16 protein-coding genes are annotated in these 20,402 nt (G+C 70.2%); 4 read left to right on the forward strand and 12 right to left on the reverse strand.

Features of this window, described 5'->3' with window-relative positions; all coding sequences use genetic code 11:
• Positions 1–509: 509 nt before the first annotated feature.
• A complete protein-coding gene (locus NRY95_06075; protein UYC17524.1) occupies positions 510–1,619 on the forward strand; it encodes a sterol desaturase family protein in 1,110 nt (369 codons plus the stop codon).
• Positions 1,620–1,681: 62 nt separating this feature from the next.
• On the opposite strand, the gene NRY95_06080 is transcribed toward NRY95_06075, so the two are convergent.
• Together NRY95_06080 and NRY95_06085 are read right to left on the reverse strand one after the other, a co-directional pair.
• On the reverse strand, positions 1,682–1,996 hold the full coding sequence (locus tag NRY95_06080) for a PsiF family protein (GenBank protein UYC17525.1): 315 nt from the start codon (positions 1,994–1,996) through the stop codon (positions 1,682–1,684).
• Positions 1,997–2,123: 127 nt separating this feature from the next.
• Positions 2,124–2,873 (reverse strand): SDR family oxidoreductase, encoded by a 750-nt coding sequence (locus NRY95_06085; GenBank protein ID UYC17526.1) that lies wholly within the window; start codon positions 2,871–2,873, stop codon positions 2,124–2,126.
• A gap of 98 nt (positions 2,874–2,971) precedes the next feature.
• Between NRY95_06085 and NRY95_06090 the strand changes: the two genes are divergently transcribed.
• A complete protein-coding gene (locus NRY95_06090; GenBank protein UYC17527.1) occupies positions 2,972–3,346 on the forward strand; it encodes a helix-turn-helix transcriptional regulator in 375 nt (124 codons plus the stop codon).
• A 146-nt stretch (positions 3,347–3,492) separates the two neighbouring features.
• Here NRY95_06090 and NRY95_06095 read toward each other — a convergent pair whose 3' ends face one another.
• Positions 3,493–4,233, reverse strand: a complete 741-nt coding sequence (locus tag NRY95_06095) for a helix-turn-helix transcriptional regulator (GenBank protein UYC17528.1) — start codon at positions 4,231–4,233, stop codon at positions 3,493–3,495.
• A gap of 234 nt (positions 4,234–4,467) precedes the next feature.
• On the opposite strand from NRY95_06095, the gene NRY95_06100 reads away from it, so the two are divergent.
• Positions 4,468–5,580 carry an MFS transporter gene (locus NRY95_06100; protein UYC18519.1) on the forward strand — a complete coding sequence of 371 codons (1,113 nt, stop codon included), beginning with the start codon at positions 4,468–4,470 and terminating at the stop codon, positions 5,578–5,580.
• Here the strand turns inward: NRY95_06100 and NRY95_06105 are convergent.
• The 8 genes from NRY95_06105 to NRY95_06140 form a co-directional block, all read right to left on the reverse strand.
• Positions 5,577–6,803: a type III PLP-dependent enzyme gene (locus tag NRY95_06105; GenBank protein UYC17529.1), complete on the reverse strand. Its 1,227-nt coding sequence runs from the start codon at positions 6,801–6,803 to the stop codon at positions 5,577–5,579. The genes NRY95_06100 and NRY95_06105 overlap by 4 nt on opposite strands.
• On the reverse strand, positions 6,800–8,563 hold the full coding sequence (locus NRY95_06110; protein UYC17530.1) for an iron transporter: 1,764 nt from the start codon (positions 8,561–8,563) through the stop codon (positions 6,800–6,802). Before NRY95_06110 ends, NRY95_06105 begins: the two co-directional genes overlap by 4 nt.
• On the reverse strand, positions 8,541–9,713 hold the full coding sequence (locus tag NRY95_06115; GenBank protein ID UYC17531.1) for an MFS transporter: 1,173 nt from the start codon (positions 9,711–9,713) through the stop codon (positions 8,541–8,543). The genes NRY95_06110 and NRY95_06115 overlap by 23 nt, the downstream gene beginning before the upstream one ends.
• Complete coding sequence (locus tag NRY95_06120) at positions 9,710–11,527, reverse strand: IucA/IucC family siderophore biosynthesis protein (protein ID UYC17532.1); 1,818 nt, start codon at positions 11,525–11,527, stop codon at positions 9,710–9,712. Before NRY95_06120 ends, NRY95_06115 begins: the two co-directional genes overlap by 4 nt.
• Complete coding sequence (locus tag NRY95_06125) at positions 11,524–12,750, reverse strand: siderophore biosynthesis protein PvsA (GenBank protein ID UYC17533.1); 1,227 nt, start codon at positions 12,748–12,750, stop codon at positions 11,524–11,526. Before NRY95_06125 ends, NRY95_06120 begins: the two co-directional genes overlap by 4 nt.
• Positions 12,751–13,000: 250 nt before the next feature.
• Complete coding sequence (locus tag NRY95_06130; GenBank protein UYC18520.1) at positions 13,001–15,067, reverse strand: TonB-dependent siderophore receptor; 2,067 nt, start codon at positions 15,065–15,067, stop codon at positions 13,001–13,003.
• A 91-nt stretch (positions 15,068–15,158) separates the two neighbouring features.
• Positions 15,159–15,890 (reverse strand): aldolase/citrate lyase family protein, encoded by a 732-nt coding sequence (locus tag NRY95_06135; protein UYC17534.1) that lies wholly within the window; start codon positions 15,888–15,890, stop codon positions 15,159–15,161.
• Positions 15,891–16,077: 187 nt separating this feature from the next.
• Positions 16,078–17,757, reverse strand: coding sequence for a Kef family K(+) transporter (locus NRY95_06140; protein ID UYC17535.1), 1,680 nt, complete (start codon positions 17,755–17,757; stop codon positions 16,078–16,080).
• Between the two features lie 647 nt (positions 17,758–18,404).
• Between NRY95_06140 and NRY95_06145 the strand changes: the two genes are divergently transcribed.
• Positions 18,405–19,919 carry an MASE1 domain-containing protein gene (locus tag NRY95_06145; protein ID UYC17536.1) on the forward strand — a complete coding sequence of 505 codons (1,515 nt, stop codon included), beginning with the start codon at positions 18,405–18,407 and terminating at the stop codon, positions 19,917–19,919.
• Here the strand turns inward: NRY95_06145 and NRY95_06150 are convergent.
• Positions 19,909–20,166 carry a hypothetical protein gene (locus tag NRY95_06150; protein UYC17537.1) on the reverse strand — a complete coding sequence of 86 codons (258 nt, stop codon included), beginning with the start codon at positions 20,164–20,166 and terminating at the stop codon, positions 19,909–19,911. The genes NRY95_06145 and NRY95_06150 overlap by 11 nt on opposite strands.
• Between the last annotated feature and the right edge of the window lie 236 nt (positions 20,167–20,402).

Consider the following 20,402-nt stretch of genomic DNA (forward strand, 5'->3'; position numbering starts at 1 on the left):
GAACGGTATTTGGTTGAAACCGCTTCCATCACCGCCCGAACGAGAGAATTGTCGGGAGTTTGTCGCGTTGTGCAGTGAAAATCGCGCTGTCGCCAAGGTCATCACGCTGTATTTACGTTGTGCATGCGCAAGCCTTCGGAAGGCCTGGCCGTAGCAGGGCTGGCTCCCTGGCTGGGGCTGGGCACCAGGCCGCTTTCGGCCGTGCGGCGCAGCACCGTACGCCCATCGTTGCTGCACCCGGATGGTGCGTAAGGGCGCCACGAGGCCTTGCAGCGCGATGGTGCGTGGGCTTGCCGCCATCTGGCGACGGCCCCGACGCGATGGTCGGCGCTCGCGCGTTGCAAGCGACAGCGCCGTCCCGCCATGCGCTGCCGTGGCTGCCTGCGGCGAGCCTCAGGCCGTTGCCCAGGGTGACGGCCGGGTGCTGGCGGGGGACAGTGGCGAAAGGCGATGGAAAGACGGCATTGCGAGGGTGGACAGACGATCCCGGTGCCATGGAGCCATCGCCGATGTCATTCCCGTCACAGGTCTGGTCGCAGTTGGTCACCGAGGTGGCCGACCATGGCGTTGCGCCGCTGCTGGCGACGCTGCACCTGACCGGCCTCAGCGACGATCCGCGCGAGATTGCCGCATCGTTGCTGATCGCAGCCCTGCAGCTGTGCATCATCGGCGTGCTGTTCCGCCCGCTGGAAAGCCTGTGGCCGGCCGAGCGCTGGGAGCACCGGCGCCTGGCCAGGATCGACTTCCACTACACCTGGCTGATGCTGGTCGGGGTGTTCCCGCTGTTCTCGTTCCTGATCCTGACCCCGCTGGCCAATGCGCTGGGCGGCGCCGACGCGAGCGCCGCGTCGGCGTCGGCGCCGGCGTTCGGCCTGCGCCACGCCTGGCCGTGGCTGGACCGGCATCCGCTGGTCTTGTTCGCGCTGTACTACCTGGCCTACGACTTCACCTACTACTGGATGCACCGGGTCCAGCACTGGCTGCCGTGGTGGTGGGCGATGCACAGCATGCACCACAGCCAGCGCCAGCTCAGCTGCTGGGCCAACGACCGCAGCAACTATCTGGACGGTGCGCTGCAATCGTTCGTGCTGGCCGCGGTGGGCGTGGCGTTCGGCATCGCCGCCGACGAGTTCGCCTGGCTGATGCTGCTCGGCGAACTGGTGCAGAACCTGTCGCACGCCAACGTGCGCTTCGGGTTCGGACCGGTGCTGGAGAAGATCCTGGTCGATCCGCGCTTCCATCGCCTGCACCACATGCGCGTGGATCCGCAGCGGCCGAACCTGCACAACTGCAATTTCGGCCAGGTGTTCGCGTTCTGGGACGTGCTGTTCGGCACCGCGTTGTACGGCGAGCCGCTGCGTCCCACCGGGGTCGGCGACCCGATGGTGGATCGCGACAACGAGCTCGGGCTGGTCGCGTTGCAACTGGAGGGCTTGAAGCGGTTCTGGGGCGCGGTGCGGCGCCGCGCCGGGTGGACGCCGGGCGAGGTCGCCTTCAGCGAGGACTACGTGCCGATCCCTGTCGAGCATGTCCCTGTCGAGCATGCGGCCGTGGAGCATGCGGCGGCGCAGAGCGACCGCATCGCGTCAGCGGACCGCGTCGCCGATCCTGCGGCTTAGCATTGGCAGGCGCTGGACGCGGCCTGTGCGCAGGTCGCGTCCACGGCGCGTTCGCCCGCAGATCACTGCTTCTTCAGGCAGCCGCTCATGAAGCTCTTGCGCGCATCGCCCTGCAGCTTCTGCGTGGCCGCCTTGGCGTTGCAATCCTTCATCCGCTGCTGCGAGGCGTTGCCGGACGCCGGCGCCGCACTGCCGCCGCTGAGGCAGGCCTTCTGCGCGCTCTTGTAGTCGTCGCCTTTCTTGCCCTTGTTCTGGGCCGAGCACTGGGCCATCAGCGACTGCTGTGCGGTCTGCTGCCTGGGCGCGGCAGCGGCCAGCAGTGGCGCGGCGGTCAGGCTTAGCAGCAGGCAGGCGGCGAGGGTGGCGGAACGGGTCATGGCGGTGGTCCGGTCGGGTGGTGCGCGCATCCTGCGCCTGCGTACCTGAGCGAACCGTGACACATATCACGAACCAGTGCCGCCAGTGGAGGAACCCGGCGGAACGCATCGGCAGCGCGCGCCGCACTCAAACCTGGGCGAATCCTCCATCCACGAACACTTCGCTGCCGGTCATGAAGCTGCTCTCGTCCGACGCCAGGAACAACGCCGTCGCCGCGACTTCTTCCGCCCGGCCGATCCGGCCCAAGGGGATCTGCGCGGTCATGCCCTCGATGATCGCCTCCTGCTGGCCGGTGCCGGACAGCGCCAGATCCAGGCCCGGTGTCGAGATCGGCCCGGGCGACAGCACGTTGACGCGAATGCCGGTGCCTTTCAGGTCCAGCGCCCAGCTCCGGGCGAAATTGCGCAGTGCGGCCTTGGTGGCGCTGTACACGCTGAATGCCGGTGTGCCCATGCTGCCGGTAGTGGAGCCGGTGAGGATCACCGAACCGCCGGCGCGCATCAGCGGCAATGCCTTTTGCACGGTGAACAGCGTGCCCTTGACGTTGATGCCGAAGGTGCGGTCGAAGGAGTCTTCGGTGATCGATCCCAGCGGCTGGAAGTCGCCCAGCCCCGCATTGGCGAACAACACGTCGATGCGGCCCCTGGCGGCTTCGACCTGGGCGAAGACGCGGTCCAGATCGTCCAGTTTCGCAATGTCGCCCTGAATGGCGATGGCGTCGGCACCGATCAGGCGCAGCGCCTTGTCCAGTTCTTCCTGGCGGCGTCCCACGATGACGACCTGGGCGCCTTCGGCCGCAAAGCGAATCGCGCTCGCCAGGCCGATGCCGCTGTTGCCGCCGGTAACCACTGCAATCTTGCCGTTGAGCCTGCCCATGACGCACTCCAGAGAATGGTGAGGCGCAACTGTAGATCCGGGCTATTATTTTGAATAGTATGCACCATTAGGTAAGTACCTCGGGAGCGATCGACATCATGGCCAACACCACCCGTTTCAGCTGCGGGCTCGAGGCCGCCCTGGCCATGCTTGGCGGCAAATGGAAACCCCTGGTCCTGTACAACCTGGCCAAGGATGTCCACCGCTACGGCGAGTTGCGGCGCGCGATCGGCGGGGTGACCGACAAGGTGCTGATCCAGCAACTCAAGGAGCTGGAGCGCGACGAAATCGTGGCGCGCATCGACTTCCAGGAAATCCCGCCCAAGGTCGAATACTCGCTGACGCCGTTCGGGCAATCCCTGGCGACTGCGCTGGGCGGGCTGTGCGCGTGGGGCACGGAACACATGCAGACGGTCGAACGCATCAGCGAACGCCGCGCGTCCGCCCTCTCCAGATCCCAGCCCGTTGCCTGATCCGCAGCGCGACGGCCGGCACCGGCGCTGGATGGTGTTGACGTCCGCGCCTGGCGGCGTGGCCCGCTCGTGCACGGCGGTGGCATCGGCCGGGTCGGCAGCGAGTGCGGCGTCGATGCGCCGCCGCCGCTTCGCTCTCGGCGCCGCTAGCGGAAGAACTGGCTCGGCGGCTGGCCGAACTGGCGTTTGAACATCGCGGTGAACGCGCTGGGGCTGTCGTAGCCGAGCTCGATCGCCACGTCGATGATGCGGTCGCCGGCGGCGAGGCGTTCCAGCCCGCGCAGCAGGCGCAGCTGCTGTCGCCATTGGCCGAAGCTCATCTGCAGCTCGCGCCGGCACAGGTGCTGGATGGTCTTGACGTCCACGCCCAGCCGCGCCGCCCAGGCGTGCAGGGTGGTGGCGTCGGCCGGGTCGGCATCGAGCGCGGCGGCGATGCGCAGCAGGCGCGGATCCTGCGCTTGCGGCAGGTGCAGCGGCAGCGCCGGCAGCGCGTGCAGCTCGTCCAGGATCAGCCGCATCAGGCGCCCGTCGCGCGAGTCGGCAGGGTAGTCCCAGGGCACGCTGGCAGCGCTGCGGATCAGCGCTTCCAGCAGCGGCTCCACCGCCATCACCGACGGCTGCGCCGGCATGCCGGCGATCGCGCCGGGGCGGATGTACAGGCTGCGCATGCCCAGCGTGCCGACGCAGCGCACGCTGTGCACGGTGCCGGCCGGCATCCACAGCGCGCGCGTGCTCGGCACCACCCAGTGGCCCTGGCCGGAACGCACCACCATCAGCCCGTACAGCGCGTAGACCAACTGGTGGCGTGCGTGCCGGTGCGGGGCGATGGCGGTCTCGCTGGGATAGTCGGTGGCCTTGCACACCACGTCGGCGGGCGCGTCGTCCACGCTCCACGCGTGCGGCGCCGTGGCGCTGGCACTGTCCTTTTCTCGACGAGTGGTGGGCATGTTGCGCAGGAAGGTCGAAGCGGGTCAGTCTACCATGCGCGCCGAGCCCTCACTGACCGGTCCGCCATGTCGAGTCTGCGCCCTGCCGCCGCCACCGTTCCTGCCGCCGCCACGCCGCGCCCGGTAGTGGCCGGGGTCCTTGCCGCGATCACCTCCTCGCACCTGATCAACGACATGATGCAGTCGCTGATCCTGGCCCTGTACCCGGTGCTGAAGGGCCAGTTCCAGCTCAGCTTCGCCCAGGTCGGGCTGATCACCCTGACCTACCAGCTGACCGCCTCGCTGTTCCAGCCGCTGATCGGCTTGCGCACCGATCGCCGCCCGGCGCCGTACTCGCTGCCGCTGGGCATGACCTCGACCCTGTGCGGCCTGCTGCTGCTGGCGTATGCGCCGAGCTTCGCGATGGTGCTGCTGGCCGCGGCGCTGGTCGGGATCGGCTCGGCGATCTTCCATCCCGAATCCTCGCGCATCGCGCGGCTGGCCTCGGGCGGGCGGCATGGGCTGGCGCAGTCGGTGTTCCAGGTCGGCGGCAACACCGGCACCGCGCTGGGGCCGCTGATCGCCGCGGCGGTGATCGTGCCCAACGGCCGCCATGCCGTGGCCTGGTTCGGCGCCGCGGCGCTGCTCGGGATCGCCCTGCTGTCCTACGTCGGGCGCTGGTACGCGCTGCACCTGCAGGCGGTGCGGGCCGCGCCGCGGCCCGCCGCCACGGCGCCGGCATTGCCGCGCAAGACCGTGCTGCGGATCGTGGCGATCCTGCTGCTGCTGATCTTCTCCAAGTATTTCTACATCGCCGGGCTGAGCAGCTACTACACGTTCTACCTGATCCAGCGCTTCGGGGTGTCGGTGCAGAGCGCGCAGTTGCACCTGTTCGCGTTCCTGCTGGCCTCGGCGCTGGGCACGCTGATCGGCGGCCCGGTCGGCGACCGGATCGGGCGCAAGCCGGTGATCTGGGTGTCGATCCTGGGCGTGGCGCCGTTCGCGCTGGCGCTGCCGTATGTCGGGCTGCACGCGGCGACCGCGCTGACCGTGCTGATCGGCTTCGTGCTGTCCTCGGCGTTCTCGGCGATCCTGGTCTATGCGCAGGAAATGATGCCCGGCCGCATCGGCACCATCTCCGGGCTGTTCTTCGGCTTCGCCTTCGGCATGGGCGGGCTGGGCGCGGCGGTGCTCGGCCTGCTCGCCGACCGCGAGGGCATCGTGTTCGTGTACCAGGCGATGTCCTACCTGCCGCTGCTGGGCATCGTGGCGGCGCTGCTGCCGAGCCGGCGTCCGGTGCAGGCTTAGGACGTACCCCTGGCCGGTGAACGGCCTTCGCCCGCGGCATCCACGAACAGCATCTGCGGCGGCGGGTGCATCAGGAACCGCTGGTGCGAGATGTTCCAGGCGTAGGCGCCGGCCAGCGGGAATGCCAGGCAGTCGCCCGGCGCCAGCGCCGCGACCGGTTGCGCGCGCGCCAGCACGTCCTTGGGCGTGCACAGCTGGCCGACCAGGGTCACCCGCGTCTTGCGCAGCAGCGGGGCCCGATCGCCGCGCAGCACCAGGAACGGATGGTCGTGGCCTTGCGCGGCCGGGGTGCGGAAGTGATGGGTGCCGCCGCGGCCGATGGCGAAATATTCGCCATGGCTGCGCTTGATGTCGAGTACCTCCATCAGGTACCAGCCGCAGCCGGCGCTGACGTAGCGGCCCGGCTCCAGGCGCAGGCGCAGGCCGTCGCCGTGCGCGCGCAGCAACGCCGGCAGGCCGGTGCAGAATCCGGACCAGTCGAACGAGGCCGCCGGGTCGGCGTAGTTCACGCCGAAGCCGCCGCCGGCGTTCACCGTCAACGGGCCCAGCGCATAGGCCTGGCGCCAGCCCTGCACGGTCCGCAGGTAGCTGGCGACCAGGCGCAGTTGCGCCTGCGCGTCGCACTGGTGCGACATCAGGTGGAAGTGGAAGCCGGCCAGCTGCAGTGCCGGGGCCTCGCGCAGCAGTCGCATGGCCGCATCCAGGTCGAGGACGTCGAGCCCGAACGGCGACGGCCGCCCGCCCATCACCAGCCGCGTGCCCTGCAGGCCGGGCACGGCGATGTTCATGCGCAGGAACACCGGCACGCGGCGCGCGCCCTGCGCGGCGATGCGCGCCAGCCGCTGCAGTTCGCCCAGGCTCTCCACGTGCAGCGTGCACTCGGAGATCGACACCGCCAGCTGCAGTTCGGCGTCGAGCTTGCCGGGACCGCCGAACAGCAGCGGCCGTCCCGGCTGGTGTTCGCGCAGCCATTGCAGTTCGCCGCCGGACGCCGCCTCGAAGCCGTCCACCCATGGCGCCAGCGTGCGCAGCAGCGGCGGCTCGGCGTTGGCCTTGGCCGCGTAATACAACTCGCACCCGGCGGGCAGCTGCGCGCGCAGCGCCGCGGCGTGGCGGCGCAGCGCGGCCAGGTCGTAGACGTAGGCGCACAGCGGACCGTCGCCGCGTTCGCGCAGCTGGGTCAGCGCCGCCGCCAGTGGCGCCGGATCGATGTGCAGGCTCATGCCGCGGCCTGCCGCTGCGCCGGCAGCGCGATCGGGTTGGGCAGCAGGGTGTAGTCGGCATGGCGGTCGGCGCGTTGCAGCAGGCGCAGGCGCAGGTTGTTCTTGGCCGGCAGCGGCGCGCCGTCGAGCAGTGCCTGCAGCGCCGGCTGGGTGCCGTGGCGCTGTTGCCAGGCTTGCGCGATCTCGCCGACGATCCGCCACAGTTGCCGTTCGCGGCGCTCGTGGCCGTCGGCCAGATGGAAGATCGCCTCGGCCAGGTTGTTGACCAGCGCGCAGTAGGCGATGCGGTTCCAGCCCTGTTCGGCGCTGTAGTACAGCGACTGCCGCGCGGTTTCGGACATCCCGTGCAGGCGCGCGGCCGGCCAGCGCGCCGGCAGCAGCTTGGTGCCTTCCAGGTCGCGGATCCAGACCCGCGCCGGCAGGCCGTCCACGCAGCCGATCACGGTGTTCTGCAGGTGCGGCTCGAGCACGATGCCGTAGTCGAACCAGGCGCTCCAGACGCCGTCCAGCAGCAGCCGCGCATAGGCATGGAACCAGGCCGCGGTGGCCGCATCCAGGCTGCCGTAGCGCGGTGCCAGCGCCTGCAGCGGCGCCGCGCAGGCGGCGTTGCCGCGCGCATCGCGGGTGAACAAGGCGCCGGCCACCTGCGGCTGGAAGCGCAGCCGTTGCGGCGCCGGGATCGCCTGCCGGTAGAGCATGCCGAAGCTTTCGCCCAGGTCGCGGCAGGCCTGCGCATCGCCGCCCAGCGCCGAGAAATCCAGATCGGTGGCGGCCGGTTCCAGCAATACCTGGAAGCCCGGCACGCGCTGCGCCAGTTCGCGCCAGGCCGGCGCCATCAGGCGGGTCAGCGCGACCGCGCTTTCCAGTTCGTACCAGGCGTTCTTGCGCACGCAGTTGGTCAGCCGCACGTGCACCGACAGCTTGAGGAAGTAGTCCAGTTCGGCGTGGTAGAGCGTGCGCACCGACGAGGTCGGGCGCAGCGCGAGGCCGCGTTCGCCCAGCGGTTCGATCCAGCCGCGCGCCTGTGCCTGGCGCAGCAGCGGGTGCGCGAGCACGCGCTCGGCTTCCCATGGATGGCACGGATACAGATCCGCTGCACCGCCGGCCTGCGCCAGCGTGGCGCGCACGTCCTGGCCCTGCGCGCGGTACAGGCGCGGGTCGATGCGGAACCAGAACAGCGGGAACCGGCTGCGCGCCTCCGGCGCACAGGCCAGCACCTGCGCCAGCGGCACGCCTTCGCGGCTCTTCGGCGTCGGGTGCAGGGCGTGTCCCCACAGCATCGATTGCTCGGCATCGATCATCGCCTCGCCGCTGGGCGCGGCGGCCTCGGCGCAGCGCAGCAACTGCGCGGTCACTGCGATGCTGTTGTCGCTTTGCGCCAGCAATTCGGCGTTGAACGCCTCGCCGTCGGCCAGTTCCTGCAGCAGCAGGCGCACCAGCGCCGCCGCGTCCAGGCAGTGCCACGGCTGTGCGTTGGCCTTGAGGTACGGCGCCGAGCCGAAGCGGCAGCGGCCCAGCGTGTCGGCCTGCGCCAGGCGGATGCACAGCGCGGCGCCCGAGGGCAGGCGCAGGCGCAGCCAGCGCTCGCCGGCGCCGGCGATCCCGGGACGGTCCAGGCCGCGGTAGTCGAACTCGGCCTGGCCGCGGCCGATCGCCACTTCGCGCAGGTAGCAGTTGAGCCAGCAGGTGATCGCCTGCGCTTGCGCCAGGCTGTCGTACCACGGGTCGTGCAGCGGGTCATGCGTCGCGAGCTGGGACATGCGCGGTTCTCCTTACGGAAGTGAGCGAGAGGGCCGGCGCCAGCGCCAGCAGGGCCGCCGCAGCGGCCGCGAGAAATGGCACGGCCAGGCCGTGGTGTTGCACCAGGGCGCCGGCGAGCGCGCCGCCGGCCACGCCGGCGTATTTGCCGAACGCATCGAAGCGTCCGAACAGCCGCCCGGCGGCGTGCGCGTTGGCGACGCCGGCGAGGCTGCGGTTGAGTCCGCGCAGCGCCATCCACATGCCTACGCCGAACAGCAGGCGCGCGGCGATCAGCCACGCCGGCGCGTGCAGCACCGCCTGCAGCAGGCAGGCCAGCGCGAACAGCGCCAGCCCGGCCGGCAGCGGCGAGGCGCCGTGCTCGCGGCCGCGCCAGCACGGCAGCAGCACCAGGTAGACCAGGTGCGGCAGGCTGTACAGCAGGCCTGCGGCGGCGGCGTTGCCGATGCCCTGCGCCTGCGCGTACGGCAGGAAGTACGGAAAGGTCACCACCATCGCAAGGCAGAACAGGAACTGCGTGCTCCACAGCGCCCAGCGCTGGCGACGGCGGCCGCGGTCGTCGTGCATGTCGGCATGCGTCGTCGCCGTGGCATGGCGTGGCCGCGGCGGATCGGCGGGCAGTCGCCAACTCAGCGCGAAGGCGAGCAGCGGCAGCAGCGCCAGATAGCGGTACAGCGCTTGCGCCGGACCCAGCGCGCTGGCCAGGCCCAGCAACGCCGGCGCAGTGACCATCGCCAGCCGCGCCGAGAACTGGGTCCAGTCCAGCGCGCGCGCCAGCGGCCCGGTCCGCGCCTGCGTGGTCAGATAGGCGTTGCTCGCGGCCAGCGAGCCGCCGCAGGCGCCCTGCACGACCAGCCCGGCCACCAGCCAGCCCAGGTCGGGGGCGAAGCCGGCCATCGCGAAACCCAGCGCCAGGCCCAGCTGCGCGCGCAGCAGCGAGCGCTTGCGTCCGTAGCGGTCGGCCAGCCGGCCCCAGGCGCTGGCGGTGAGCGCGGTGCACAGCGTCGGCAGCACGTACAGCACGCCGCTCCAGCCGATCGCCGCGCCCGGCGCCAACTGGTGCAGCACCTGCGGCAGGAACAGCGGCATGCCCAGCGCGGTGAACGCGGCCAGGTAGTGCGCGGCCAGCACCGGGCCGAGCACCCGCTTCATCGCGGCGCTCCGTGCGCGAACGCGGCGTGCGCTGGCGCCGCGACAGCAGGCGCTGGCGCGGTCGCGCACTCTTCGCGCAGCAGATTGGGCGCGCTGTCGCCATAGAACTTGTTGATGTCGGCGGCGCCGGTGATCTGCTTGCCGAGCAGGCTGCCGGCGCTGAGCAGGTACTTCACCGGCAGCCGCGGCGCCGCCAGCAGCGCCTGCGCCGGGGCGGTGTCGATGCCTTCGCCATGCAGCTCGCGCAGCGTGCCGTGCAGGCGCGCGCGCAGTTGCGCGTACAGCGGCGCGCGCAACGCGGGTTGCGCTTCGGCCAGGCCTTCCAGCACCGCCTGCAGGTCGAGCTGCAGGATGATGGTGCAGAACATCCGCGCCAGCGCGGCCTCGTCCTCCACCGCAATGCGCACGTCGCGCGGCGGCCCCAGTTGCGCCAGCTGCGGCCGCTGCGCATACAGCCGCGACAGCTTCACCCGTGCCGCGTCGTTGTCCTTCAGCAGCAGCCGCGGTGCGCGGCCGGGGGCGTAGATCAGCACGCTGTTCTGCTGGTTGGCCTCCAGCGCGATGCCGTAGCGCAGCCACAGCCGCAGGTGCACCTGGCACATCAACCCGAGGTAGGCGTCCCACCACGCGTGCAGGTCGCCGCCATGGAAACGCTCGGCCAGGTGCAGCGCCAGCGCGCGTCCGTCCGGCATCGCGGCGCACAGGCCGGCCACCGGCACCAGGGTCGCCTCCGGCAGCGGCGGATAGCGGCGCAGCAGATAGGCCAGGTGACGCGCCTCGCCGACCTGGCCGGCGTGCGATTCGTCCGCGTGCAGGTAGCGCGAGCCCAGGGCCGGATCGTCCGCGGCGATGGCGCGCAGCACGCGTTCGAACCAGTGCCCGTCGTACAGGGTGGACGGCTTGATCAGGCGCAGGTTGAGCGCGCCGAGGCTGCGCATCGGCAGCGGCAGCTTGAGGTGGTGGTCCGGGTATTCCAGCGGGATCACCGTGCGCACCGACAGCGACGGGCGCACCTGCAGCCAGGGCTGCGGCGCGGCGCGCGCGCCGTCGGGCAGCGCGAAGCCGTCCTCGCCCAGGCGCGCGAAGGTCAGCGGATGCAGCGGCCAGGCGACGTGGCTGGCGTCCAGCGCCGGCGCCAGGCCGAGCATGCTCGGACGCGGCCAGAACGCCGGCGGCGGCGTGGTCCGCGTCGCCTGCGTTGCAGGCAGCGCCAGCCAGCGCAGCGCGAAGCACGGCGCGAACTCGGGCGCGTAGTGCGGCAGCTGTGCGTCGTCCAGTCCGACCTTGGCGCGCGCGGTCGGATAGAACGGATGGTCGCGATGGCTGGCCAGCTGCTCGCAGCGGTAGGCGCGTTCGTGCGCCTCGGCCGCGTCCAGCACGGCGGCCAGCAGCGGGCGTTGTTGCGCGTAGGCCTGTCGCGCCAGGGCGCGCTGGCTTACCGCGCAGTGCGCTTCGTCGGCATAGGCGCGGTGCAGGCGCCGGGTGTCCGCGTCCAGCCCGGCGCTGATCCGCGCCAACCAGGTTTCGGCGCCGTATTCGAAGACGATGCGCTCGCCGTCGCGCAGCAGCCAGCCGTCGCTGCAGGCGCTGAGGTCCTGCAGGTAGCCGCGGCGTTGCAACGGCAGCCACAGTTCGCCGTCGGGCAGGTGCGCGATGCGCCACCAGGTCGCGCTCGGCAGCGGCGCCGGCCATGCCGCCAGCAGCGCCGGCGACGGCGCGGCGGCGTTGCCGAGGCTGACGATGCCGCGCAGGTCTTCGCGCAGGCAGGCGTCGATGATGCGCAGGTCGACATAGCGGCGGTCGTCCAGGTTCATGGCTGCGCTCCGGCGTTGGCCTCGATCCGCCATTGCAGCGGCGCCTCGGCGGCGGCAAGCGCGCGTTGCAGGTCGGGCGCGGCGTCGGCGAGCACGTCCAGCGCGCCCAGATAGTCCTTGTTGGAGTGGCTCAGGCGGATGCTGTCGCCGGGTTGCCGCAGGCGCCGGTAGCGCGCCTCCCAGTGCGTGTCGGTGCAGGCCTGGTCGTCGCTGGCCGCGGCCAGGGTGCCTTCGCTCGCGGCGACGTAGTAGCGCACCAGGGCGTGTTCGCGCTGCGCGCGCAGGGTCGGCAACGGTTGCCCCAGATGCAGGCCGAGCACGCTGTCGAACCAGCGTCCGCCGAACATGCGGTCGAGCAGGAATTCGCGGCCGTCGCCGATGCTGCGGTAGTTGATCTCCACCAGCACCGGCCCGTCGGCGGTGAGGATGAATTCGCTGTGGCAGGCGCCGAAGCCGATACCGAACGCCTGCAGCTGCGCCAGCGCCTGGCGCAGCGCCGGCGTGCCGGGGTCGCCGCGCCAACTGGCCTCGCACTCGACGAAGTGCGGCGGCGGCGACAGGCGCACGTCGAAGCCGCCCAGCGCCTGCAGACGCTGCCCGTCGCCGAGCGTTTCCACGGTGAACAACGGACCTTGCAGCACGCCCTCCAGCAACACGCTGCGCTGCGGGTGGCGTTGCCAGAAATCGTCGAGATAGGCCTGCAGTGCGGCGGCATCGGCGCAGTGGCGCACGTCCAGGCTGGCCACGCCTTCGCGCGGCTTGGCGATCAGCGGCCACGGCGCCTGCGCCGGCAGCGGTGCGCCCGGCGCCAGGCTGCAGAACCACGGCGCCGGCAGCCCGTGCGCGCGCAGCCGCTGGCGCATCGCGGCCTTGTTCTTGGCCGCATAGCAGATCTGCCAGTCCTTGCCCGGCAGTTCCAGCGCAGCGGCGACCAGCGCGGCGCTGGTCTGCAGATGATCGCTGTTGCTGAACACCGCGCGCGGCTGCACTTGCAGGGTGCTGAGCAGGTCGAGCACGCCGAGCGGATTGAACACGTCGCACTCCAGGACCTGCAGCGGCAGCGCCGGCGGATGCCGGCGGAAGTGCGCCAGGTGCTCGTGGCGGTGGTCGGTCAACACCAGCACCGGCACGCCCAGGCGTTGCGCCGCGGGAATGAAACCATCGGTCACCGCCGGATGGCAGACGTGGCTCAGGATCAGCAGGGGAGCGTCATGCGGGGTCATGATCGGTTCTCGTTCGGAAGACGGGGGACGGACGCGCGCGACGTCGCGCGGCCGCGAGCTGCGGACACGGGGAGCACAAGCCGCGGCTGCGGCGATAGAGGACTGCCTGGCGCACGCATCGGGCGCGCGCTGGGTGTGCTGCGAACGCGGCCGCGTTCGCCGGAAGCGCCCGCGTATCCCGCGGGCGGTGGCGCGCCGGCTGGCGCGCGGTGCTGCGAACGCTACCGTCGTCGTCCGACGGCAACGGCGATCAGAAGCGGTATTCCAGGCCGACGGTGACGCTGCGGCCCGGGGCCGGCTGCCGGCCCCACGGGCTGGTGTCGATGCCGCGGTACCAGTACTTGCGGTCGAACAGGTTGTTCACCGCCAGCGAGGCGCTGAGCTTGCCGCTGTCGCGCTCGCTGAGCACCTGGCTCAGCTGCGCGTTCCAGACCCAGTACGCCGGCAGCTCGCCGACCGAGCCGATCGCGTTTTCCTGCACGCTGTTGGCGGCATCGCTGAAGGCGCGGCTGAAGTAATAGCCGGACACTGCGACGGTGGTGTGACCGGGCTGGTAGGACGCGCCGAGGCTGAGCTGGTTGCGCGAGGTGTAGGGCACCAGCTTGCCGTCGTAGGCACCCGATTCCTGGCGCGCATCCAGATAGGCGTAGCCGGCGTTGAGAGTCAGCGCGCGCAGCTGCGCCGGACTCCATTGCAGTTCCAGCTCGCCGCCCTGGTGGCGGGTCTTGCCGAGGTTGCGATAGGTACGGGTGGTGTTGTCGAGCTGGATCTGCTGGTCGAAGTCGATCAGGTAGCCGCCGAACTGCACGCGGGTGCGTTCGTTGGGCTGGTAGCGCGCGCCGGCCTCGTAGTTCCAGGCCAGCTCGGCATCGAGGTTGTCGCCATAGATGATCTGGGTGACCTGCGGCGCGCGCAGCGAGCGCTGCCCGTCGGCGTACAGGTACCACTGCGGCGTGGCCTGGAAACCCAGGGTCAGACTGGGCAACACATCGCTCGTCTTGTTGCGCGTGCTGGCGCCGCTGGCGAGGTTGTAATAGCGCGAATCCACCCGCTCGTAGCGCAGCCCGGGGGTGATGGTGACGCGGTCGTCGGCCAGGCCGATCGCATCGCTGACGTAGGCGGCGGCGCCGCGGTCCTTGAAGCGCCAGTCGCGCACCAGGGTGTACAGCCCGTCGCTCAGCCGCGTGTTGCCGACCAGGAAGTCGATGTCCTCGCTGATCGCGCGCGCGCCGACGGTCCACTGCTGGCTCACCGCACCGGAGTCCATCTTCCAGCTCAGCCGCGGCTCGCTGCCGTAGACCTTGAAATCGCGCGGCGCGCTCTGCCGCAATTGCGGCGGCAGATCCGCCCGCCAGGTCTCGCTGGACGCCGAGCGCATGCCGACGACGAAGTTGCGGCTGCTGCGCGCGCTGAAGTTGCTCCAGTCCAGGCGCAGGTCCTGGAACGGCCCCAGGTCGCCGAAGTCCTGCTGGTAGACCAGCGAGGCGCGCGTGGTGCGGCCGGTGAACTCGTCCAGCGGCCGCGTCGACTGGCGCGCATCGCGCAGATAGTCGGCGGTCGACAGGGCGCCGGCCATGTCCATGTCGGCCACGTAGCGCTGCACGCTGGCCTTGAGCAGCTTGTCCGGCGCCAGCCACCATTCGGCGCGCAGGCGCAGGTTCTTGATGTCGGTGTCGCTGTGCTCGCGCCAGTACTCGCCCTTGGTCCAGTTCGCGTCCAGCTGCAGGCCGAAGGTGTCGCTGGCGTAGCCGCCGGTGCTGATCGCGGTGTCGCCCAGGTAGTGCCCGGCGCCGCCGGCGGTGACCTTCTGTCCGAGCGTGGTGGTCCAGGTCGTGGGGATGTCCGGACTGATCAGGTTGATCACGCCGCCGACGTTGTTGGGGCCGTACTGCACCGCCGCGCCGCCGCGCACGATGTCGATGCGGTCGACCTGGTTGAGGCCGACCGGGAACAGCGACAGGCTGGTCTGCCCGTACGGCGCCAGTGCCAGCGGGATGCCGTCTTCGAGCACCTGCACGCGGCCGCTGCGGCTCTCGTACAGGCCGCGCAGCATGATCTGCGGCAGCGCGCCGGTGCCGGTCTCGTCGAACACCTTGATCCCCGGCACGCGCTGCAGCGCGTCGTCCAGCGAGCGGTTGGCGCCGTTGCGCAGCTGCGCGCTGTCGATCACCTGGCGGCTGCCGGCGTAATGCTGCACGTCCTGCACGGTGGAGCGGCCGAGCAGGCTGCCCTGCACCTGCACGGTATCCAGCTGGCGGATCCGCGCCGCCGCGTCCTGCGGGTCCTGCGCCTGCTGGGTCTGTTGGGCGCTGGCCACGGACGGGGCGAGCAGGGCGGCGCCGACGGCGAGGGCCAGCAACGAGGGGGGAAGCGAAACGGTCAAGGCGAAGACTCCGGGGAACGAAGGATCAATGCGCGCGCAGTTCGGCGGCGTGCTGGCGCAGCGCGGATTGCAGCAGCGCGCGGTCTTCGCCGGCGAACAGCCACTGCAGGTCCGCCTGCGCCAGCCAGTGCCGGCGTTGCGCCGCATCGCGCGGATTGGGACAGAACGGGATGCCGGCGTCGCGACAGGCGGCGGCGATCGCCAGCAGCTGCGCCCACACCTGCGGATGGCTCGGCTGCGGGCCGACCCCCAGGTCCAGCGCCAGGTCGAGTGCGCCTTCCATCACCAGCGACACGCCCGGCACCTGCAGGATCTGCGGCAACGCCCGCACGCCGGCCGCGCTTTCGATCATCGGCACCACGCGCAGGGTGTGCCGGGTGCGCTCGATGTAGTCGGCCAGGGCGACGTTGCCGAAGCCGGTGACGCGGCCGCCGCTGATGCCGCGCCGGCCGCGTGGCGGGAAGTGCGCGGCGGCGACCGCGCGTTCGGCCTGCTCGGCGCTGTCCAGTCCGGCCAGCACCACCCCGCGCGCGCCGGCGTCGAGCACCCGGCCGATCAGCTTGGCGTCGACCTCGGGCACCCGCACCCAGGCTTCGCAGCCGCCCAGTTCGCAGGCGCGGATCGCGTGTTCCAGCTCGGCCGGCGAGCGCAGCACGTGCTCCAGGTCGAGCACCGCGAAGTCGTAGCCCAGGTGGCCGAACATCTCGCACAGCAACGGGCTGGGCACCGAATTGAGCAACCCGATCTTGCAAGCCATGGGGGAGGGCGAGCGGGGCTGGGGAAGGGGCTGCAATCCTGGCCTAAACGATAATGGTTATCAAGTAGGTTTCGGCGGCGGCCACTGCATTCGCGTAGACGTTTTTTGTGCGCGCCGGCACCTATGCCGGGATGCAGCGCGCTTGCGCCGGTGGCGCGGGCTTCTGCGAACGGACGCCGCGCAAGCCTCAGCCCGGCACGGCGCGCATGGCGCGGTAAGGCGGCGTCGCCATCACCATCTCGGCCAGCGAATAGGCCAGCTCGCGCTCGGCCATCACCGTGCCGTCGGCGCCGTGCTCGAGCAGGTGCTTGACCTCGGCATCGCTGTGCGCGCGGGCCAGCAGGGTCAGCCCGGGATTCAGCGCGCGCAGCTTGGCCAGCGCTTCGCCGGCCTCCAGCGGCTGCGGGATCGCCAGGATCGCGATCTTGGCCTGTTCCGGATGCGCCTCGGCCAGCACCCGGTCGGCGGCGGCGCTGCCGCGGATCCCGGGAATGCCGTCGGCATGCGCGCGTTCCACGTGCTCGCGGTTGTCGTCGATCACCAGCACCGGCACCCCGCGCTCGCGCAGCACCGCGGCCAGGGTGCTGCCGACCCGGCCGTAGCCGATCACGATGGCGTGGTCGACCAGGTCCAGCGACGGCCCCGGCGGCAGTTCCGCTTGCACCGTCACCGGCGCCTCCACCGCCTGCCTGGCCTGCCAGCGGTCCAGCCAGGTGAACAGCAGCGGGTTGGCGATGATCGACAGCAGCGCGCCGGCCAGGATCAGGTCGCGCCCGGTCTCGGGCAGGATCGCCAGGCTCACCCCGAGCCCGGCCAGGATGAAGGAGAACTCGCCGATCTGCGCCAGGCTGGTGGAGATGGTCAGGGCGATGCCGGTGGGGTGGCCGAACGCGCGCACGATCACGAACGCGGCCAGCGACTTGCCCACGGTGATGGTCAGGAACGTGGCCAGCACCTGCCACGGATGCTCGAGCAGGATGTGCGGATCGAACAGCATGCCGACCGAGACGAAGAACAGCACCGCGAACGCATCGCGCAGCGGCAGCGAATCGCTGGCGGCCTTGTGGCTGAGCTCCGATTCCTTCAGCAGCATGCCGGCGAAGAACGCGCCCAGCGCGAACGATACCCCGAACAGGGTCGCCGAGCCGAACGCCACGCCCAGCGCGATCGCCAGCACCGACAGGGTGAACAGCTCGCGCGAGCCGGTCGCGGCGACCTTCTCCAGCGCCCACGGGATCGCGCGGCGCCCGACCACCAGCATCACCACCACGAACGCGGCCATCTTCAGCAGGGTGATGCCCAATGCGCCGAGGATCGAACCGGTGTCGGCGCCCTTTCCGCCCAGCGCGTCGGCCAGCGCCGGCAGCAGCACCAGCGCCAGCACCATCACCAGGTCCTCGACGATCAGCCAGCCCACCGCGATGCGCCCGCGCAGCGTTTCCAGCAGCCGCCGTTCCTCCATCGCGCGCAGCAGCACCACGGTGCTGGCCACCGACAGCGCCAGGCCGAACACCAGCCCGTGCAGGGTCGGCCAGCCCATGCTCCAGGCCAGGCCCCAGCCGAGCAGGGTGGCCACCGCGATCTGCGCCAGTGCGCCAGGGATCGCGATCCATTTCACTTCCATCAGGTCTTCGAGCGAGAAATGCAGGCCCACGCCGAACATCAGCAGCATCACCCCCAGTTCCGACAGCTGGTTGGCCAGCGCCTGGTCGGCGACGAAGCCGGGCGTGAACGGGCCGACGCAGATGCCGGCCACCAGATAGCCGACCAGCGGCGAGAGCTTGACCCGGTGGGCGAGGGTACCGAGGACGAAGGCGAGGGCGAGCCCGACCGCGATGATGTCGATGAGACTGGTGTCGTGATGCATGCAGATTCGCAGAACAAGGATGCCTGGAGTGTGGCCGATGCGGCTTTTATCGGCAAATCCGGCGCGTCGGCCGTGGTATCGGATAGCAGGTGTCGCGGACGGCACGTCGGTGCGTGTCGCGTAGCGGCCGCTGGCGCGCCGGGGCGACTATGGCCATGCCTGGTCGCCAAGCGGCAGCTGTCGCCGCCCGGCTGTCTGCGCTGCAACGGGCGCTTGCGGTTCGCACGGCGACGCGGTGCCAGACCCGAAACGGAGGCGCTGCGGCAGGACATGCGTCGCGTTCCCATCGCCCCGCGCTGGCGCACTCCGCCGAGCGACGGCGGTGCCGTCCGATTGCGATAAAGCCGCGCCACCCCGACAAAAACGCCGACAGGCGGTGCCGCGCGGGCGTGGAAAGGGGGGGGATGCGCCGCCAGCCCAATATCGGCGACACTCTCACGGGTGCGTGATACGTGAAACCGTCAAAATGGGGCGGATCCAGGACCATGCCGAATGAGAAGCCTGTCCCAGTATCCCTGCGATCCCCGCAAACCCGCGCCGCGCGAGGCGTTGCCGCCTTCTTGCGCGCCGCAAACTGTCTACTGTGCGGGTTCGCACCGTGATGTATGTTTGCGCCAATTAGGCGTCCTGCCAAGGATCAAGGTGGCATGGCTACACTGAAAAAATTCGCCGGCGGCATCCTCCTGAGTGCGGCGTATTGCGCGCTCTACGTGTTCGTCTGGCACTGGTCGATGGACCAATGGTTCCTGCCGGCCGGCCTGCGCGCGGCGGCGTTGCTGTTCCTGCCGTACCGGCTCTGGCCTTATGTGTTGCTGGGCGATGCCGCCGCGTTGCTGACGATGCGCGTGCCGATGGCCAACCACGACGGAGTCAGCGAGGTGTGGGCGTACCTGAGCCCGTTCCTGGCGGCACCGTTGTTTGCGTTGCTGCCGTGGGCCTTCCGTAGCCGTTTTCCCGCTTCGTCAGTGGTGCAGCGCTGGTTGCCGTTGCTCGCGCTGGGCCTGGGGCTGTGGGGCTTGCTGGTCAACAAGGCGATCAACGCGATGTTGGACGGGCCTGCCGCCTTCATCACCCTGGAAACCAGCGTCAGGTACTGGATCGGTAGCTACCTGGGTATTTTGATGTTCTTCCTGCCGGCATTGCTGTGGCTGCATCGCAAGGCCGACAAATCCTTGTCCAGAAAATTGCTACGCGACTCGGCGATCGCGGTCCTCGCCGTGGCCGGCATTTTTGCTCTGGCGATGCGGACACCGGGTCTACTACACCAGTTCATCCTGCTGATGTTGCTGGTGCCGGGCGCCTGGCTCACCCTGTCCTACGGCTGGCGCGGCTCGGCGGTCGGCGTGGTGCTGGCCAATCTGGCGGTCGCGATGTCGCTGCCGCGCTCGAACTATGCGGGCGCTTACGACCAGCAGACGTTCGACGTGCAGATGCTGGTCGCGTTCGCGGCGACCCTGCTGTTCGTGCTCGGCGTGAAGATTTCCAGCGCGTTCCGCCAGGCGCGGCACTTCGGCTATGCCGAGCAGCAGGCGCTGCAGGTCGCGCAGGCCAGCTACATGTCCGCCGAGCGCACGCTGCGCAACCGGGTGATCGAATACACTGACATCCATACCCATCTCAACAAGCTGCGCCGCGATATCGCCTCCTCGCTGAAGGAGCGCGGCCACTACGCTGCGGCCATGGAGATGAACCGTACCGGGGTGATCCAGGCGCAGTTGATGGACGATTACGTCGCCGCGCTGTATCCACTGGACATCGAGACCCGCGGGCTCTACGGCGCCCTGAACTCCATCGCCTTCGCCAATGCCTGCGACACCGAGGTGGAGACGCGGCTGCGCGGCGAATCGCGGCAGTTGTCGATCGGCCTGCAGCTGGCGGCTTACCGCTGCGTGCTCAACGCGATGGAAGTGTTGCCCAGCGGCAGCCGCCATCGGATCACCGCGCGCGTGTGGAAAGCGCGTGGCCGGCGCGGCCTGGTGGTGGCGATCGCCGCCGATCCGACGCTGCTGGTCGACAAGGACACACGCAAGCGCGTGGACGAGATCGAGTGGGAGCTGGCGAGCCGGTTGAAAGCCCATGACGGCACCTGCCGGCGCCGCCATGAGCTGAAGATCAGCTTCCTCGTTTCCGAACCGTCGGAGCGGCGTCCCCTCACTTCTTGATGGTGACGGTCCACGCGTCGCCGCTGGTGGTGCTGGCTCGCTGCACGGTGAAGTAGCGCGCATCGTAGACCACGCCGCCGCGGCTGTAGTCCAGCGTCTCGACGATGCTGACCCGATCCACGTCCTTGCCCATCGGGGTCACCCAGGCGGTGTTCTCGATGCGTCCGATCGCGCCACGCACCTGTCCATTCGCGTCGTTGATCTGCAGATAGGTCACCCCGTTGCGCTCGAACTGGTAGATGCTCACGGTCGCGTTGGCCGAGAGATCGGTTGCGGCCGGTGCGCTTTCACCCAAGCCTTGCCTGGCGATCTGGCTGCCGCCTCCCGTGGGGCAGCAGCTCTGCGCATGAGCGGCGGTGGCAAACGCCGAGCACAGCAACGCTCCCGACGCCAGCGTCGCGATTTTCGAAATATTCCATTCCATAGCTTTTTCCTTCCCCTGCTAAGGGTCTAGCGCCTGCCGTTCAGGCCATTCCACCTTAC

Source organism: Xanthomonas campestris pv. phormiicola, from assembly GCA_025666215.1.
In the GTDB taxonomy this organism is placed as follows: domain Bacteria; phylum Pseudomonadota; class Gammaproteobacteria; order Xanthomonadales; family Xanthomonadaceae; genus Xanthomonas_A; species Xanthomonas_A campestris_A.

Bases quoted from the DNA above. Each gene is read 5' to 3' on its own strand.
- NRY95_06100 (UYC18519.1), top strand. From the start codon at position 4,468: ATGATGCAGTCGCTGATCCTGGCCCTGTACCCGGTGCTGAAGGGCCAG.
- NRY95_06145 (UYC17536.1), top strand. From the start codon at position 18,405: ATGGCTACACTGAAAAAATTCGCCGGCGGCATCCTCCTGAGTGCGGCG.
- NRY95_06110 (UYC17530.1), bottom strand. From the start codon at position 8,563: ATGTCCCAGCTCGCGACGCATGACCCGCTGCACGACCCGTGGTACGAC.
- NRY95_06075 (UYC17524.1), top strand. From the start codon at position 510: ATGTCATTCCCGTCACAGGTCTGGTCGCAGTTGGTCACCGAGGTGGCC.
- NRY95_06085 (UYC17526.1), bottom strand. From the start codon at position 2,873: ATGGGCAGGCTCAACGGCAAGATTGCAGTGGTTACCGGCGGCAACAGC.
- NRY95_06135 (UYC17534.1), bottom strand. From the start codon at position 15,890: ATGGCTTGCAAGATCGGGTTGCTCAATTCGGTGCCCAGCCCGTTGCTG.
- NRY95_06080 (UYC17525.1), bottom strand. From the start codon at position 1,996: ATGACCCGTTCCGCCACCCTCGCCGCCTGCCTGCTGCTAAGCCTGACC.
- NRY95_06105 (UYC17529.1), bottom strand. From the start codon at position 6,803: ATGAGCCTGCACATCGATCCGGCGCCACTGGCGGCGGCGCTGACCCAG.
- NRY95_06120 (UYC17532.1), bottom strand. From the start codon at position 11,527: ATGAACCTGGACGACCGCCGCTATGTCGACCTGCGCATCATCGACGCC.
- NRY95_06125 (UYC17533.1), bottom strand. From the start codon at position 12,750: ATGACCCCGCATGACGCTCCCCTGCTGATCCTGAGCCACGTCTGCCAT.
- NRY95_06090 (UYC17527.1), top strand. From the start codon at position 2,972: ATGGCCAACACCACCCGTTTCAGCTGCGGGCTCGAGGCCGCCCTGGCC.
- NRY95_06140 (UYC17535.1), bottom strand. From the start codon at position 17,757: ATGCATCACGACACCAGTCTCATCGACATCATCGCGGTCGGGCTCGCC.
- NRY95_06115 (UYC17531.1), bottom strand. From the start codon at position 9,713: ATGAAGCGGGTGCTCGGCCCGGTGCTGGCCGCGCACTACCTGGCCGCG.